The organism is Ekhidna sp. (assembly GCF_040220215.1).
Taxonomy (GTDB): Bacteria; Bacteroidota; Bacteroidia; order Cytophagales; family Cyclobacteriaceae; genus Ekhidna.
In genome coordinates, this window is the sequence record NZ_JAVJTR010000013.1 from 109,389 (window position 1) to 125,516 (window position 16,128).

Consider the following 16,128-nt stretch of genomic DNA (forward strand, 5'->3'; position numbering starts at 1 on the left):
ATCATGAATGAGACCAAACCATCATTGATTTACCTGGATGACGAGGAAATAAATTTGATCCTGTTTAAAGAGATGTTTAAGCGTGATTTTGACATTGTCACGACTACTTCTCCGCATGAGGCGATAGCACATGTGAAGAGCAAGGGCCCGGATTTTATTCTGACCGACCAGCTGATGCCCGTTATGACGGGTGTAGAGTACCTCAAAGAGCTTAAATCTTTAGGTGCATCAGAAAAATCCACCAAAGTGATCATTTCCGGATTCACACAAGAGGGAGAAGTTGATGAAGCCCTGGAAACAAAGCTGATCGACCATTTTGTGAGCAAACCATGGTCCTATCAAAACTTAAAAGATCTTTTACTCAACACTCAAGTGTAATTCATCGAAAAGCTGATTAATTGTTGTACAAACTAAATTTTGAATCGTTTAAATTTGAAGTTCAATCAGTGTTTTGAATATGAGTGAAAGCAAACCGGCAGTAATCTACCTAGATGACGAAGAAATCAATCTTCTACTCTTCAAGGAGATGTTTAAAAAAGATTTTGAAGTATTCACAACAACTTATCCGGAGGAGGCAATTGAATTCATTAAAAATAATGATGTAGAGTACGTCTTTACTGATCAAAGAATGCCTCTGATGTCCGGCGTTGAATTCTTGAAAGAATTGGAAGCTTTGAATGTTACTACGTCTGTTAAAAAAGTAATGATTTCAGGATATGCAGCCGAGGGGGAAGTAAGTGAGGCAATCGAGAGACAACTCATTGATCGATTCATAGATAAACCCTGGACCTACCAGGGGCTAAAAGAAGTAATAAGCACGATATAAAATCCCTTTTATAGGCGGGTCAATCTTTCATCAATTCTGTAAAGGTGTTAGATTACAAAACAATCGACCAACCTAACCACAGAAGGATGAACTCAACTTTTTCCGTTTCGGAAATTGATGCCCGGATATTAGCCGATTTTCGCTTAAAAACAGACTCTTTAGCGGATACTGTCGTCTCAAAAATCATCGATTCAGGCGATGAGAAAAAAGTGAATCAGATGATGATGACACTTTTTAGAAATGATGGTTTTCAAAAAGGAATGTTCACTTCCCTTGGGCAAGATCTTTCCAACATTTTAGATGACTATATAGAGGAATCTGGAAAACTTCCATCCTGGGCTGACTCTGCTAAGATCAGTGGTGGCGAGAAATTGTTTTCACTTTACGGTCCTGAAATTTTCATGCTTCTCAATGTCAGCTCATTGCCGATGTGCTATACATGCGCAAAAGGGGCACAAGTACTCTATGAGACTGGTAGGCTTTTATCGCATAATGGAAACATTGATCCACTAGCCAGAAGGTTAATGGAAACGGCTCAAATGGTGGTCAATGTGATGGCAGAGGGCGGTCTCTCTGATAGAGGGAAAGGAGTTGTCACACTTCAGAAAGTGAGGTTAATTCACGCCTCGATTCGTCATTTTCTAATGGCCGGCGAATATCATCAGACAGTTTGGGATGTTGATAAGTTTGGTGAGCCGATCAACCAGGAAGATTTGGCGGGTACACTCATGTCATTTGGACCTGTGATCCTTGCCGGAATGAAAAGGCTGAATATTGAGCTAACTGACAAGCAGATATCAGATTATATGCACTGCTGGAAGGTGGTTGGTCATTTAATGGGAATCGATGAAAAACTGCTACCTGATAGTTATGCAGATGGTTTTGAACTAGCAACTCAAATTCTAAAGCATCAGGCTGCAGAATCAGAGGCAGGAAAAGCATTGACTACCTCGTGCATTCAATTTATGAATTCATTGGTACCCGGGAATGCTTTTAATGACGTCCCTGCATATTTCATTGAATACTTCCTAAAGGATTTTGCAGCATCCACTGAAATGAATTTGGCTCCATGTATTGGTGTAGCCGGTCAGGCAAGCAAAAAGGACCGAATCATATTAGGCCTGTCTAAATTCTTCATTGGCGAATTAAGTCATCTGGAGGAGCATGAGCTTATTCAAAAAATCACTTCCGGCTTTAATAAAAAACTACTTGAAGGTATCATCCATCATTTCAATGATGGCAAAGAGGTGCAGTTCTACATTCCTCCTTCGTTACAGGAAGACTGGGGTTTAGTTGATGAGTGGGAGAATAGAATAGCCTCGCCTGGTATTTTCGGAAATAGATTGGCACTTCAGCGAAAAATCAAACCTAACAATCATGAATAATGTAGAAATACCAGGTCTTGACTCACGTACCACACGAGTCATCTTAATTTCATCGGGAGTGCTCATTGCATGGTCTCTCGTATCATCTTTGATTCAGGCCGGACCACTTTCAGCAAGCATAATTACCTATGGGCTGTACCTTTTTTACTGGTTTTATGCATTGAAATTTCAAAATCCACTGATTCTTCGATTAGTCATTTTTGGTACTATTGCCGGAATACTGGAGCTAGCAACTGATCATTATCTGGTGAGTACGATTGAAAGTCTGGTTTATCCGGGTAATGAAGCTATGGTTTGGAGCTCGCCAATGTATATGCCTTTTGCATGGTCAAATGTGCTTTTGCAGCTAAGTTTTGTAGGGGTCTTACTGACAAACAAGAAGGGGATTTTAGTTGCGTCAATTATCTTATGTATTGCCGGAGGAATGTACATCCCACTTTACGAACATCTGGCCAAAGATGCCGGCTGGTGGTGGTATCAGGATAATGTTAAGATGATCTTCAATGCACCTGTTTATGTGATTATTTGTGAAGCTTTAATATCGTTATCCTTGCCATTGTTGATTTCATATGCGGAGCATAACAAGCCTCAGCGAACCGTTTATTTAGGCATGATTGAAGGTGTATGGATTTTGCTGAGTGTATTCATTGCTTTCACTATTGCACACTAAAATTAGCTTTATTGCATCAATAAGATGAATTTTTCGGGACTTGTAGATTTTTTTATCCATCCATCTTACCATGAGGATGAATTGGCATTACGAAAAGCACGACTTTTTGTAAGAGCTGCATTGCTCACAAGTTTGTTTTCAAATTCTTATATCTGGTTTAGCCTACTGTTTGAGTTTTATCTGGGAGTCTATCTAATGATTTTCAATGTGGCCGGGTTTGTAATTTTGGCTTTACTTGTCAAAACCCGCATTCCGATTTTGATCATTACCAACTTGTATGTTTTTGTTGGAGGGTCGGCGGTTGTTTTGCTCACCTACTATTCCGGAGGAGTTTGGTCAGCAGTTTATCCCTGGATTATTTCCATACCTGTTTTGGCACTATTGGTGGTCAATCGTACCTATGGAATTATATGGGGTGTTTTGGCATTCCTGATCATGCTTTGGTTTGGGTGGCTGGAACTTCAGGGAGAAAAATTACCCCTTCAGTATAATACTGACCTGAAAGCGGAGTGGTTTGTGTCGGTTTTGCCGGGATTATTGCTTATTATCATGGTTATATCGGCGGTGTTTGAGTCTGTACAAACCAATGCCCTCAAAAATTTACAAAGCCAAAATGAAAAACTCGAAACTCAGAAGGAGACGATTGCCGAACAATCCCAAAGGCTGGAAAAGCTTATTGATGATAAAGATCACATCATTCGGATATTAGCTCATGACCTGAAAAACCCTTTGGCCAATATAACTACTATTTCAAATATTTTGAAGGAAGAGGAGGAAATTGATCAGCAGAGGAAGTTCATTGCCATGATCGAAAAAGTATCTGCTCAGGCGCAAAGCTTAGTGAATAATGTGCTGGATATGGCTACAATGGAGCAAGGTGCCATTAAGCTGAAGAAAGAAGTGCTGCCGTTAAAATCTGTTGTGGAGGAGGCTGTGGAATCACTTTCAGAACAAGCAAAGCAAAAGGAAATTCAACTTTCCATGTCAGGTGTGGATGTAATGGTGAATACTGATCATACCTATCTGCTTTTGATCTTTGAAAACCTGATTTCGAATGCAGTTAAGTTCTCACCTAAAGAGAAAAATATCAAGATTGATATTGCTTCTAATGGATACAATGCCAGGGTAAGCGTCATGGATGAGGGACCGGGAATCATGCCGGAAGAAGAGAGTCAATTGTTTGAAAAATTCGCGAAGCTAAGCGCACGTCCAACAGGAGAGGAGGGCTCTTCAGGTTTAGGCCTATCACTTGTTAAACGATATGTGGAGGAAATAGGGGGTAAGGTTTGGTACGATCGGGATGCCGCTAAGGGAGCAACTTTTGTGGTTGAGTTGCCGACTATTCATCAGTAGCTTTTGCCTCAAAAAGTATAGTTATTAAAAGATTGATTTTGTAGGGTTTATTATTTTGCTACCGTTCTTAATAGTGAACGACAAATTTTGAATTAAATCTCACTGAAGAATGAAACGTCTTCTGATCTTATTTTCTTGCTTATTCATATTCTCTATTGCCTTCTCACAGGAACTTCTTAAAACGGAAAAATGGCAGACCTTTTTCACCGAGAGACCCTATTTGGAAAAAGCCATCTTAATCGATGACGAAACTTTTTGGGATGTAGATGCCACCTATACATACTATACCTCTTATCCTATCCTATTGGTCTATTTGGATGGCGGTACAAGAGAATTAAACTGGTCATACAGTGGGCTCGCCAGTCTAATCAACAAAAAGGAAGCTATTAAGGACATGGACTTTGAGCTCTATGAAAAAGCGAATGTCACATATATTGTTTTTGATGGGTATCTGTTTAAAAACCCAATGCCTGGAAATGCCATAGAGGGTGATTTCATGATCGTCTATGAAGAAGGTCCGCTTAGTATCTATCGGGAGTACATCACCAATCCGATCACAAGGGATAATATTGAATCCATATTTGCCATATATATAGAGGGACAAAAAGATGATACATTCCATTTAGGAAAATTCGAAAAGAAAGCGGCTAAGCTTGTGGATGAATATCCTGAATTAGCAAAAAAGATCAAAAACAAAATCATAGGCTATCGAAATGAGGAGGATGACCTTATTCGTATTGCCAGGGAATACAACGCACTAGTTAAAAAGAATAATCCCTACCGCTACGATGACCATTATTTGAAGTCCTGGCAGAGAAAATATTAAGACATTAGTCCCAGACAAACTTCCAACTTCCATCTTCCTGACGCTTCCAGACAGTGTGGAAAACGCCCGTATCACTTTTGATATTTCCAAGTGAGTCTGTTTGAGAGTAGACATACTTTCCATATGTGTAGGCCATATCCCCGGATTTGGATACATCCACAAAATCAGGCTTCCAGGTGAGCGAGGTTCCAGGAGTGGGATCCAAATTGGAATACTTTTCTCTTAAAGCATCTTTACCAATTGTGAGTTGGTTGTTTCTCATCAGCACCACATCTTCTGCAGAAAATGCCAGAAATGCAGCAGGAACCCCCTCTTCAACGACCATTTGTGAGAATTCACTTTCCACTTCCATAATCTCCTGCTTCCATTCATCAATCTTTGATTGATCGGGAGTGCCCTCACAAGCAATCATTAAAATGATGGGTAATGGAGATAGGTATTTGGTTAAGTTTTTCATTATTCATCGTTGAATTCCATTCTAAAGATAAAACTTTCATGGCATCAATGATGAAACCAACTCCTTGTTTAAAATTTCTCAACAATTACTCATACAAATATAAAAGAAATAATTATTAGTTTTATATTTGTATGATATATAGTATCATTGAAGAATGAAGGGAACATTTATAGGTGAACTGGAGGAATTGATTTTATTGACTGCTGCTGCGCTTAATGAAGAAGCTTATGGAGTGGCCATAGTTGCAGAAATCAAGGAAACAACCGGAAGAGAAATGAATATTGGAGCAATCCATACCGTTCTCAGAAGGCTGGAAGACAAAGGATTTTTGAAATCAAGATTAGGAGGAGCAACAAATGAACGAGGGGGTAGGAGAAAACGTATATATACGTTAACGCATGCGGGTCAGGCAACTCTGGATCAATCGTACGAAATCCGTAGCGCGTTGTATAAACGAATCAGACCTTCCATGTCATGAATGTTTCACCTCCGCGATGGGCTTTGCATTTTCTTAGATGGTTTTGTAGAAAAGATTACCTGGAAGAAATTGAAGGGGACTTATACGAGATATTCTATCTGAAATCGATAAGTAAAAGCCCGGACTTTGCTAAGCGAACTTTCTTCTTTGATGTACTGAAATTTTTTAGATGGTCAAATCTCAAAACGCCCGGAAAAATGGAAGGAGTCAAATTTACATTATTCATTAGAAGTATAAGGTATGCACTGAAGCAGTACAAACTCAACCTGGGACACTCGCTCATCAATAGCATTGGACTGGCTATTGGCATAAGCACATTTATCACCCTAATGGCCTTTACCTATCAGCAGCTTGATTTTGATAAAGGATATAAAGATTCGGATAAGATATTTAGGTTGGTCACTGAAAAAGAAGTGGCCGACAACATAATAGCAGTTTCTACTTCAGCAGTTCCATTACTTCCAAGGTTAACAGGCGCACTTAAGGAAATGGAAGTAGGAGCAAGGATGTATCCCTATCCCTGTTTTATAAGTGCTGATAAAGAAAAGAAATACCGTGAGGCTGAGTTTGTTTTTGCAGATTCAACTTTATTCGATGTGTTTGATTTTTCGATGATTCAGGGGAATCCACAAACTGCATTGGACGGACCATTGAAGCTGGTAATAACCGAAAGAATAGCTACCAAATATTTTGGTGACGAGTCTCCCATTGGGAAAAAACTATACTTTGAGGATGACTCTGAAACAGCTGATTTTACAGTGACAGGGGTCTTGAAGGATCTTCCTGCCAATACCCATTTAACAGCGGATTTCTTTGCTTCTATGCAAAGTCTGGAGCAGATAATGCCATGGTACAATAACTGGCACTATCCTCACTTATACTCCTATGTGAAACTAAACGTGTCTGACACCACACAACTTACAGCTGCGCTTGATAACTTTCTTCGAACCAATACACCGGAACATTATCACTCTCAAATACAGTCTGTCAAGTTTCAGAATATTGAGTCCATCCACCTCAAATCAACTTATGAGAATGACTGGAAAGTAAATAGTAGCATGGTCTACGTGAAGATTTTCATTATTGTCGCATTTCTCATTTTGAGTATTACCATTGTCAATTATGTAAACCTAGTTGTTTCAAGAGGGGTGGTCAGGGCTAAAGAGGTTGGGATGCGAAAAGTGGTTGGGGCGGACAAGAGACAGCTCATTTTTCAATTTATGGTGGAGGCTTTAACCAATGTGATGATTGCAGTGCTCCTTAGTTTGGCTTTGGTAAAAGTGTTTTTCGTGTTCTTCAGGCAAAAGATGCAATTGAATTTGGACTACTGGTTTTTATTTGAGTGGCCATTAATTGCCTGGGTGCCATGTATTTTTCTTTTGCTGGTGCTTCTTACAGGATTTTACCCTTCGCTTGTTATGAGTGGATACCGTCCATTGGATTCATTCCGCCAAAAGGTTCCAACATCAGGATCTTCTTTCCTACGAAAGGGATTGGTGTTTTTCCAGTTCGCCATTTCGGGCACTATGATTTTGCTAACCTTATTGATTTTGCAGCAAAGCAAGTTTCTCCAAAGTAAGAACCTGGGTTTTGATGTTTCTCATCTTGTAGCCATAAAAATGGTGGATGAACATGATGCTAAGAATTATGAAGTATTTAAAAACAGGCTCCTCTCCGAGCCTTTTGTAGAGGCAGCTGCAATTTCGTCTACCTTCCCGGGCGATGGAAATTACAGTGATTTTGATGCATCAACCTCAGAAAAGCAAAATATCGAACCCATTAGCATGAAGACACTGGGGGTGGATGAGGACTTTTTGCCTACCTATCAAATAAAGCTGCTTTCCGGAAGGAATTTCAGTAAAGAAATTCAATCTGATGAAGCGTCTGCCTTTATCCTGAATCGTGCAGCTGCTGAGAAGTTTGGATGGAATGATCCGATTAACAAAGATTTTCAGCTCACCATTTACACTGGTGGCAGGGTGGAACGGTTTGGAAAGGTCATTGGTCTGGTTGATGACTTTCACTTTGAATCACTTTATAAGGAAATCGAACCATTGGTTATATACATAAATAAGCACCAGTATTATACCGAGTATCTGAATGTGCGCTTAGAACCGGGAAATCTGGTTGGGCAAATTGAGCGTTTAGAATCCTTGTATCAGGAGTTCAACCCAAACAAACCATTCGAATTTGCTTTTGTAGATGATGAACTGGATCGCCAATATGAAAATGAAATCAGGCAAGGGAGCATCATGTCTCTTTTTTCCATCATTGCTATTGTTCTTTCGTGTTTGGGTATCCTTGGCTTAATAACCTATGCAACTCAGCGTAAAGCAAAAGAGATTGGCATCAGAAAGATTATGGGATCCAGCAGAGTACAGATACTTTATCTTTTCTTAAAAGAATATATTCGACTGTTTGTCCCGGCTATTCTACTATCGGGATTAATTGTTTACTTCTTCTCCGATCAGTGGCTTTCTAATTTTGCGTACAGCATTGATTTTAGTGTTTTGTATTATGTGGCCGGATTTACGGCACTAGCGGTTATCACATTAATGACCATTTCATATCACACTATTCGAGCGTCAGGATTGAATCCGGTTGATTGCTTGAGGGATGAGTGATTTACTCATTAAGGTTGCGTGAAAGAGTATATTTCTTTCACTTTTGTCTAAATAGGGTTTAAAACTGTCTGTCTGTTCTGCTTAAGAACCAGTGATATTTTAATATCTTTAGAAACCATCATGAAAAACTTGCTATATATAGTATTCCTTATGTGTGGTCTATCAGCAGCCGCGCAAAAAAAATCTGAAGTTGATATTGTTGCCATCATTGACGACTTGACTGTCCGTTGGGATGAGACAGCTATCAAAATGAAAAACTATCAGGGCATACAGGAATTCTGCCTAACGGAAAAATTTCGATATGAAACGATTGAACTCTTGGACGACATCCATCACTGGGATACAACCTTGTATTTCATTGTTCAGGAGAAGTTTGACACAAGCAAGGATAAGGAGGCCGCCGCTACACTGGAGGATATCGAAAAATTAGAAACAGAATACTCCACCGCAAATTTCAAGTCTTTCATCACCGAAGAATGTGGAATACTGAAAGTGATCCAGGATAATTTTGATAAGGAGACAGTAAAGCAATACGAAAAGGATATTCGAAAATTTGAGAAAGAGCTGGTAAAATACCTCAACAGCATCACCTATCGTATTGACATCATTGACGAACACATTCATCATTTAGATTTTAATTAGCCATGGCAAGGACTCTTGTCATGGGAGATATCCACGGCAATTTGAAAGCCTTAGAACAGTGCCTGGAGCGGTGCAGATTTGATCTAGAGAATGACAAACTGATCCAGTTGGGCGATGTATGCGACCGACATCCCGATACTGCATTGGTGGTTGAAAAACTTATCAAAATCCCAAACCTGATAGCCATCCGCGGCAATCACGATCCATGGCTGGAAGAATGGTTGAGAAGCGAAGAAGTAAACCCGGCATGGCCGGATAACGGAGGTATCTCCACTATTCAATCTTACATCCAGGCCGGTGATAAAATCGACAGGTCTAAACATTTGGCATTTCTGGAAAACCAGGTTGATTTTCATGTTGATGAAGAAAATCGTGTTTTCATTCATGCAGGATTTACCAATCCGAAAGGACCGGCTTTTGAGCAACCATCTTCGAATTGTTACTGGGACCGTAGCTTATGGTTGACGTCAATGAAAGCGCGAATAACCGGCCAGCAGCCGGATTTATTGAATGCATTTAATGAAATTTATATTGGTCATACACCGACAATTAAGTGGCAACAGGATACGCCAATGCAGGCTTTCAATGTCTGGAATCTGGATACCGGAGCAGGATGGCATGGCAAACTCACGGTGATGGATATCAACACCAAAGAATATTGGCAGTCGGATGCTGCGGGATTGTTGTATTAAAAATTATAGGATTACCTGAATTCCATTTAATCCCAACAAAAACCGTTACGTCACTCTGAGCCTTCAGGTGATGGCCAAGAGTGTTGGTGTAGGCGCGAGAGCCCCCTTGATTAAGGAGATTCTTTCAGCTTCTCAAGTCTGAGAGCCTTTCGAGAAGCTTCAGAATGACGGTTTTTGTTAGGGCTACTTTAAATTCTCTCTAAAAAACTCAATCGTACGATTCCATGCTAATTTAGCTGCCTCTTCATCGTATCGTGCCGTAGTATCATTGTGAAATCCATGGTTCGCATTCGGATAAATGTAGGCCTGATATTCCTTGTTGTTTTCCTTCAGTGCTTTTTCATAAGCTGGCCACCCGTCATTCACACGCTCATCCAATTCACCAAAATGAAGTAATAAAGGTGCCTGTATATCAGGGACCATTTCCGCATCTGGCTGACCACCGTAAAAAGGAACTGCGGCTTTCAAGCCAGGCACTTTCACAGCCATCATATTCGAGATCCAACCGCCGAAGCAAAAGCCTACAACCCCTACATTTCCGGTACATTCCTCGTGATTTTTTAGATACTCAAATGCTGCGATGAAGTCTTCAAGCATTTCGTTTCGGTCTCTTTTTCGTTGCATCGTTCTACCATCATCATCATTGCCCGGATAGCCACCCAGTGGAGTTAATGCATCTGGCGAAATTGAAATGAAACCGGCCATAGCTGCTCTTCTTCCTACGTCTGCAATGTGTGGATTCAAGCCTCGGTTTTCATGAACGACCACAATCCCCGGGAGCTTTCCTTTCGCGTCTTTCGGTCGGGAAAGTTGAGCATTGATGGTACCGCCACCTTTGGGAGATTCATACACTATCGTTTCAGTGTTGAGCTTCGGATTATCCTGAGCTATTTGAATGGCTTCATAGTTCGGCATGATGGAACTCATGAGTGAAGTCAAAGTCAATCCTCCAACAGCATACAATGAAAGCTTTTCAATGAATTCTCTGCGCTCCATCCGGTTGTGAGCATAATCATCATAGAGCTTAAATACTTTAGGGTCAATGTCGTTTTTGTTAAGCTTTTTCATAATTGTGGAGTTATAGTATCTACGTTATCGGTCTTCAATCTTCAATTTTCCAACAATAGGCAACTTAATTTGTGACGGATACTCCGCTGAATGATGGATCGTATTGTGAGCCACAATTCCTTCAGTTTCATCATAGTTGTTTCCTCCGGTATTCAGGTTTCGCATGAATCGTGGGAAGTTGCTACTTGCAACTTCGATTCTGATTCTGTGCCCTTTTTCGAAATAGTTGCTGGTAGAAAGCGGCGTTAAATCGATTTGATAAACTTCACCTTCTTCCATAAATACTTCTTTGTCATATCCTTCTCTATATCTAGCTCTTTGGATAGTCTCATCTAGATTGTATGCTGTACCATCGGGATACACATCAATGATCTTCACCGTAAAGTCCGTGTCTTTTACATCTGATGATACGAACAGCGACATTTCAATAAAACCTGAAACTTCAATCCCCTCCGTCAGTGGATCAGAAGTATATACCAGGATATCGCTTCGTGTTTCCATTTCTCTCTGGTCCCTGGCTCCATTTTCTATGGCATTCCCTGTGCAACAGACATTTCCTCCATAAGAGTAGACCGGATTGTTTGGATCATAGGTGTAATTGTCCTGGTTAGGCTCAGCAGGAGGCGAAAGGGTAAGCTTCCCATCACCAAAAAGGCTGTTTGCGTTTCCATCACTATCCAAATAGAATGAAGTCATGCTGGCTTCTTTCGGAGGCCAGGTTTCGGCCGTTTTCCATTCGTTCTTACCCATAAGATAGTATTGAATACGAGGCAGGTCATCCAGGAAGTCACTCTTTCCATCTTTTTTCAACCAATGATCAAACCAACCATAAACCAGCTCGTCGTAGTTGAGCCTTGCATCGCCTACACTTCTTTCCCCAACTATCGTATTCTCGGTCGCTCTGGTGTATCCGCAATGAAGCGTAGGGGCAATCACCAGGTATTGGTTATCGGCTACTCCAGGCTCACTATTATTTCTCAGGTGATTAAAGAGCGCAATGTTTGGACTTACAGAAACGTCGTACCAGGACACGAACCAAAATCCCGGCTTCTTGATTTCCATATCGTCATGATAAAGTCCGCCCTCAAACCAGGCCGGATCATTGGGTTTTCTCCGGATCATTTTGTCAAAAATCTCTCGTTTGCCCCCCCATATTTACCAGCATGTCCTGTACAGGCAGATGCGACATGGCCGCCAACATATCGTCCACTTCAGGATTTTCAGGCGCCAGGTCATAGAATCGTGAAATTCGGATGAGGTCTTCCTGTGTAGCTCCTTGCGGAATACGCGGTTTGAATTTATCATGCTCTACACCATATAGCCATGATGCAAACAGCATTTGAAATGCACCACCTCGGTACCAGTTACCTTGTTCATAATAATCGCCCACAGTGCCGATTCCGGCTCCAAAACCCTGTGGCACCATTGCAGCATGAGACGGATGATCCAAAGCAGCGACTGCCATCTGCCATTCAGCGGTAGATGAGCAACCCAACGTTCCTATTTTTCCATTGCTCCATGCCTGATCTTTCATCCAGGAAAAGGCATCATAGCCATCTGTCAACGGTACACCTAAAATGTCCCATTCTCCTTCAGAGAAATATCTTCCCCGTTCGTTTTGAACCACATAGGCATATCCTCTTTTCACTGCTTCAAATGCTCTTTCATAGGTTCTTGTTCGTTCCTCTCCATCTCCCCATGAATTGAAATTGTAAGGAGTACGTGAGAAAATGATAGGTACTTTTTGGTCGGTCTTTGGTCGGTAGATATCCGTGGCAAGACGGATTCCATCACGCATGGGCATCATCACTTTTTGATCGATTACTGCGATTTCTTCCAGCTGCTCGCGAATGGATTGCGCATTGAGCAGGCCAGAAAAACAGATAGTTAGAATAAAGAACTTAAGAGCTTTCATACTTAGATATAGGTTAGGTTTAGGAACATTTAAGTTAGACATATTCTTAATCATGATAGGGTGATTTGATATGAGTGGCTGATTTTTTTATTTATAACTTGCTTAAAAAGGAACGATGAAAAAATTAGCAACACTAATCTTCTTTTTGAGCATTGTTTTTATGACTTCAGCGCAAGATGAATACCTAAGCAAAGTGCAAACCCTTGATAGCACGATTGAAACACTCTATGATGTCATTTCCGGTGAGGCTGGTGAAAAGAGGAACTGGGAATTGTTCAAGTACCTGTTTACCGATGATGCCATGTTGCTTCCGTCCGGTCCGAATGAAGATGGAGAGATTGGGTATAGAGCAATGACACCTGAAGACTACATTGGTTCATCCGGTGTATGGTTGGAAGAGAATGGCTTTTTTGAAAAAGAGATATTCAGAGTGACTGAAACATTCGGCTCTGTTACTCACATTTTCAGTACGTATGAATCTTACCGCAGTGAGTCAGATGAAAAACCCTTTACTCGAGGCATCAACAGCATTCAACTCATGAATGATGGAGAGAGATGGTGGGTGGTTAATATTTACTGGACCGGGGAGCGCGAAGACAATCCAATTCCTGATAAGTATCTGCCGAAGTAACTGGTAAGTAACCTTTAAGTCTTCTCAAGGCTCAGTGAAAGGCGATTTTGAACATAATCGATTTCTTCTTCTGTAAGTCGTGTTGATCGTTTTTTAATGATGGCATTGACTTTCGCCAGGTCCTCATAGTAGGAAGCCTCAACACCATATTCTTCTTTCTTTAAGACAAAATCATAGGGGCCTCTTTGTGAAATGAGTTTCACAAACACAGGGGCCGTTTCTACAGCAAGGAATAGGAGTAAAATGAACCAGTGAGCAGCCCATATTGCACTGCTTTTATCTGTTAATCGATCCAGTGCTTCGATTCGCGAGGCTAACCCTGTTAGCTGACTCTCTTTCATTTCTCCAAGAGCCGCTTTTTGTTGTTCGTCCAACTCCGCCAATGCCAGTTCTTTCTCATTGATCAATTGACTATTGGTAGTTGTCAATGCCTTCAGTTCAGCTTCTACTTTATCCGCATCAGCTTTTTTAATTTGATAGATAGGCCCGGCATTGCGCTGCTTGGATCCTCCGGTTCCATCGGCTTCTTCTTGAGCGATTTTTCTCAATTCATCCCTTTTACTAGCTTTTTGAGTTATCTCGTTTTTAAGCACCAGAATTTCGGCATTTAATCGTTCCCTTGTTTCATTGAATCGCATTTTCACTGTTTGTTCCTGAGTAGCTAAGTCCTCCTGGATCATATGAGATATTTCAGCCTCTACTTCCTTTTCAAAAATTTTAAGTTCAAGTGGTTTAGCGATAACTACTGAAATGATAATGGCAAGGATAAGCCGTGGGATGGCACTGATCCATTCCTGTTTGGAATCACCATTCTTTCGCATGCTGGAAACGATAAACCGGTCAAGGTTAAAGATCATCAACCCCCAGATGATTCCAAATATTGCGGCTATCCAATAGCTATCGAAAATGGTGTAAAGCGCATAGCCGCCGGCCAGCGCTGCAAAAACACCTGTGAAAAAAATGGTAGCTCCAATGCCCACATATTTGCTGGATTCAGAGGGGCAATTGGACAAAATGGATTTATTCACTCCGGCACATAGCCAGAAAAATTCTTTTAAGCGATTCATTGAAAATTCAACGAAGTGCTTGTTTGAATGTTATATGACCAGGTTAGAATCAATTAACCCGGTCATTATTTAATGAATTTAATTAGGTCTTGTCGGATAATCTGAGCTTGCTAACTTCGAGTCTGATAAATTGAGATGCGCCTTTACAGCGTTATAATCTGAATAGTCGATACGTCCGGTAAACTGTGCTGGGATCACTACTACCCGCGCGATCCAATTGTCTGTTAAATCAGCGCCTAATCCATCCAGGTTTACTGTCCCATCTAAAAATACCCGGGCATCAAACTTTGTATAATCATAATTGTATTGGAGCATGCCGTATGTGAAGAAAAGTGTCTGAGGCAATGCTCGCCAAACTTCTACTCTGTCATTGGTCACCTCCCACAGAAAGTAGACCTGCATCACATCCGAATCCAGCATTTCAAAATCGTTAGGAAGATTTAGCAACACACTATAGTCAGGTGCGGTAAAGCTAAATTCATATTCAAACGCATAGCTTTCTTCACCATCTATCCCGTCAATCCCGTCTCTTCCATCATAACCCCTCGGGCCGGGTATGCCTTCTCCACGGTAGCAACTTGAAAGTCCGATTAATGCAAACAGAGAGAGTATATATAGCCTTTTCATCGTGATTCATTTTTGGTGAAACATTTGACTTATTGATTATGATATAGGAAAAAATGATGCCAGAAATGAAAGTACAAAAGGGTATCAGATGCTTTTTCAGTCCGAAATTCAATGTAAAACCTTATTTTTCAAGAAAATACGTGATACCTAATGAGGCTTTTTTTATCCCTGTTATGTTTTGCAAGTTGGTTTTTTATCCTTGCTCAGGACGGACAATCACAAATCCCTGACGAGTACTATAGAAGTCTACTTGATCATGAAATGGAAGATGAATTCCAAAAAGGGATTCCCGTAGGAGAAATTTTTTCTGATTCAACCTTTATAACCATCAATGGAGATGAGTTCAGTTTTGTAGATTCCAATTATGTACTTACTGTAGTAGATTTTTGGTTTAAAGGGTGCCGTGGATGTGCCCAGGAAAAACCCTATATAAAGCAAATAATTGAAAAATATAAAGAGGACTCACGGGTTCGATTTGTAGCAATTACTCCTACCTCAGAGAATGGAATAGAGAAAGTTATCAAGAAATATGGCAATTACTATGATGATATTATTTCAGTGGGAGGATTTAAAAATTGTGAAGAATTATTCAAGTTTAGCTTGTTTCCAAGGCATGTCTTGGTAGGTAATGATGGTAAAGTAATTGCTAATTATATCACACCAATCTTTCATCCAATTACCCAGGATGAATATGAGAAAAGGATATTAAGCTTTATTGACAATACAGATTGACCTACTCTGACCGTAAACTATTCACAACAGCACCGGACTTTGAAATTTACATGATGGAGATCGAAAGTGGTGCATGGGGTGAATCAAGAAGCACTACGTCGATGTAAGCGCCGTTTTTATGTCGCATACATTTTG

18 protein-coding genes are annotated in these 16,128 nt (G+C 40.6%); 12 read left to right on the forward strand and 6 right to left on the reverse strand.

Annotation, left to right across the window (positions count from 1 at the left end; translation table 11 throughout):
- The first annotated feature begins 3 nt into the window (after nt 1–3).
- The 6 genes from RIC88_RS08000 (at nt 4) to RIC88_RS08025 (ending at nt 5,060) form a co-directional block, all read left to right on the forward strand.
- Nucleotides 4–378: a response regulator gene (locus RIC88_RS08000; RefSeq protein ID WP_350217012.1), complete on the forward strand. Its 375-nt coding sequence runs from the start codon at nt 4–6 to the stop codon at nt 376–378.
- A 79-nt stretch (nt 379–457) separates the two neighbouring features.
- A complete protein-coding gene (locus RIC88_RS08005; RefSeq protein ID WP_350217013.1) occupies nt 458–826 on the forward strand; it encodes a response regulator in 369 nt (122 codons plus the stop codon).
- 86 nt (nt 827–912) lie between these two features.
- Complete coding sequence (locus RIC88_RS08010) at nt 913–2,211, forward strand: oxygenase MpaB family protein (protein ID WP_350217014.1); 1,299 nt, start codon at nt 913–915, stop codon at nt 2,209–2,211.
- Nucleotides 2,204–2,881 carry a DUF6989 domain-containing protein gene (locus RIC88_RS08015; protein WP_350217015.1) on the forward strand — a complete coding sequence of 226 codons (678 nt, stop codon included), beginning with the start codon at nt 2,204–2,206 and terminating at the stop codon, nt 2,879–2,881. The genes RIC88_RS08010 and RIC88_RS08015 overlap by 8 nt, the downstream gene beginning before the upstream one ends.
- A gap of 24 nt (nt 2,882–2,905) precedes the next feature.
- Nucleotides 2,906–4,234 carry a sensor histidine kinase gene (locus RIC88_RS08020; RefSeq protein ID WP_350217016.1) on the forward strand — a complete coding sequence of 443 codons (1,329 nt, stop codon included), beginning with the start codon at nt 2,906–2,908 and terminating at the stop codon, nt 4,232–4,234.
- Nucleotides 4,235–4,343: 109 nt separating this feature from the next.
- On the forward strand, nt 4,344–5,060 hold the full coding sequence (locus tag RIC88_RS08025; protein ID WP_350217017.1) for a hypothetical protein: 717 nt from the start codon (nt 4,344–4,346) through the stop codon (nt 5,058–5,060).
- A gap of 4 nt (nt 5,061–5,064) precedes the next feature.
- Here RIC88_RS08025 and RIC88_RS08030 read toward each other — a convergent pair whose 3' ends face one another.
- Complete coding sequence (locus RIC88_RS08030; RefSeq protein ID WP_350217018.1) at nt 5,065–5,517, reverse strand: YybH family protein; 453 nt, start codon at nt 5,515–5,517, stop codon at nt 5,065–5,067.
- 154 nt (nt 5,518–5,671) lie between these two features.
- Between RIC88_RS08030 and RIC88_RS08035 the strand changes: the two genes are divergently transcribed.
- The 4 genes from RIC88_RS08035 to RIC88_RS08050 all read left to right on the forward strand — a co-directional run bounded on the left by RIC88_RS08035 (nt 5,672) and on the right by RIC88_RS08050 (nt 9,953).
- Nucleotides 5,672–5,995 carry a PadR family transcriptional regulator gene (locus RIC88_RS08035; RefSeq protein WP_350217019.1) on the forward strand — a complete coding sequence of 108 codons (324 nt, stop codon included), beginning with the start codon at nt 5,672–5,674 and terminating at the stop codon, nt 5,993–5,995.
- On the forward strand, nt 5,992–8,619 hold the full coding sequence (locus RIC88_RS08040) for an ABC transporter permease (protein ID WP_350217020.1): 2,628 nt from the start codon (nt 5,992–5,994) through the stop codon (nt 8,617–8,619). The genes RIC88_RS08035 and RIC88_RS08040 overlap by 4 nt, the downstream gene beginning before the upstream one ends.
- Before the next feature lie 120 nt (nt 8,620–8,739).
- The gene (locus RIC88_RS08045; protein ID WP_350217021.1) at nt 8,740–9,261 is read left to right on the forward strand and encodes a hypothetical protein; all 522 of its coding nucleotides are present in this window, start codon (nt 8,740–8,742) and stop codon (nt 9,259–9,261) included.
- 2 nt (nt 9,262–9,263) lie between these two features.
- Nucleotides 9,264–9,953: a metallophosphoesterase gene (locus RIC88_RS08050; RefSeq protein ID WP_350217022.1), complete on the forward strand. Its 690-nt coding sequence runs from the start codon at nt 9,264–9,266 to the stop codon at nt 9,951–9,953.
- A 183-nt stretch (nt 9,954–10,136) separates the two neighbouring features.
- On the opposite strand, the gene RIC88_RS08055 is transcribed toward RIC88_RS08050, so the two are convergent.
- Genes RIC88_RS08055 through RIC88_RS08065 form a run of 3 tightly spaced genes read right to left on the reverse strand, consistent with a single transcriptional unit; the run spans nt 10,137 to nt 12,936 of the window.
- Complete coding sequence (locus tag RIC88_RS08055) at nt 10,137–11,021, reverse strand: dienelactone hydrolase family protein (protein ID WP_350217023.1); 885 nt, start codon at nt 11,019–11,021, stop codon at nt 10,137–10,139.
- Between the two features lie 24 nt (nt 11,022–11,045).
- A complete protein-coding gene (locus RIC88_RS08060) occupies nt 11,046–12,143 on the reverse strand; it encodes a CocE/NonD family hydrolase (protein ID WP_350217024.1) in 1,098 nt (365 codons plus the stop codon).
- A 4-nt stretch (nt 12,144–12,147) separates the two neighbouring features.
- Nucleotides 12,148–12,936 carry a CocE/NonD family hydrolase gene (locus RIC88_RS08065; protein ID WP_350217025.1) on the reverse strand — a complete coding sequence of 263 codons (789 nt, stop codon included), beginning with the start codon at nt 12,934–12,936 and terminating at the stop codon, nt 12,148–12,150.
- Between the two features lie 115 nt (nt 12,937–13,051).
- On the opposite strand from RIC88_RS08065, the gene RIC88_RS08070 reads away from it, so the two are divergent.
- Nucleotides 13,052–13,567 carry a hypothetical protein gene (locus tag RIC88_RS08070; RefSeq protein ID WP_350217026.1) on the forward strand — a complete coding sequence of 172 codons (516 nt, stop codon included), beginning with the start codon at nt 13,052–13,054 and terminating at the stop codon, nt 13,565–13,567.
- A 14-nt stretch (nt 13,568–13,581) separates the two neighbouring features.
- Here RIC88_RS08070 and RIC88_RS08075 read toward each other — a convergent pair whose 3' ends face one another.
- Nucleotides 13,582–14,634 (reverse strand): DUF4407 domain-containing protein, encoded by a 1,053-nt coding sequence (locus RIC88_RS08075; RefSeq protein ID WP_350217027.1) that lies wholly within the window; start codon nt 14,632–14,634, stop codon nt 13,582–13,584.
- A 78-nt stretch (nt 14,635–14,712) separates the two neighbouring features.
- On the reverse strand, nt 14,713–15,261 hold the full coding sequence (locus RIC88_RS08080; RefSeq protein WP_350217028.1) for a hypothetical protein: 549 nt from the start codon (nt 15,259–15,261) through the stop codon (nt 14,713–14,715).
- Nucleotides 15,262–15,411: 150 nt separating this feature from the next.
- On the opposite strand from RIC88_RS08080, the gene RIC88_RS08085 reads away from it, so the two are divergent.
- Nucleotides 15,412–15,993: a TlpA family protein disulfide reductase gene (locus RIC88_RS08085; protein ID WP_350217029.1), complete on the forward strand. Its 582-nt coding sequence runs from the start codon at nt 15,412–15,414 to the stop codon at nt 15,991–15,993.
- Nucleotides 15,994–16,128 lie beyond the last annotated feature (135 nt).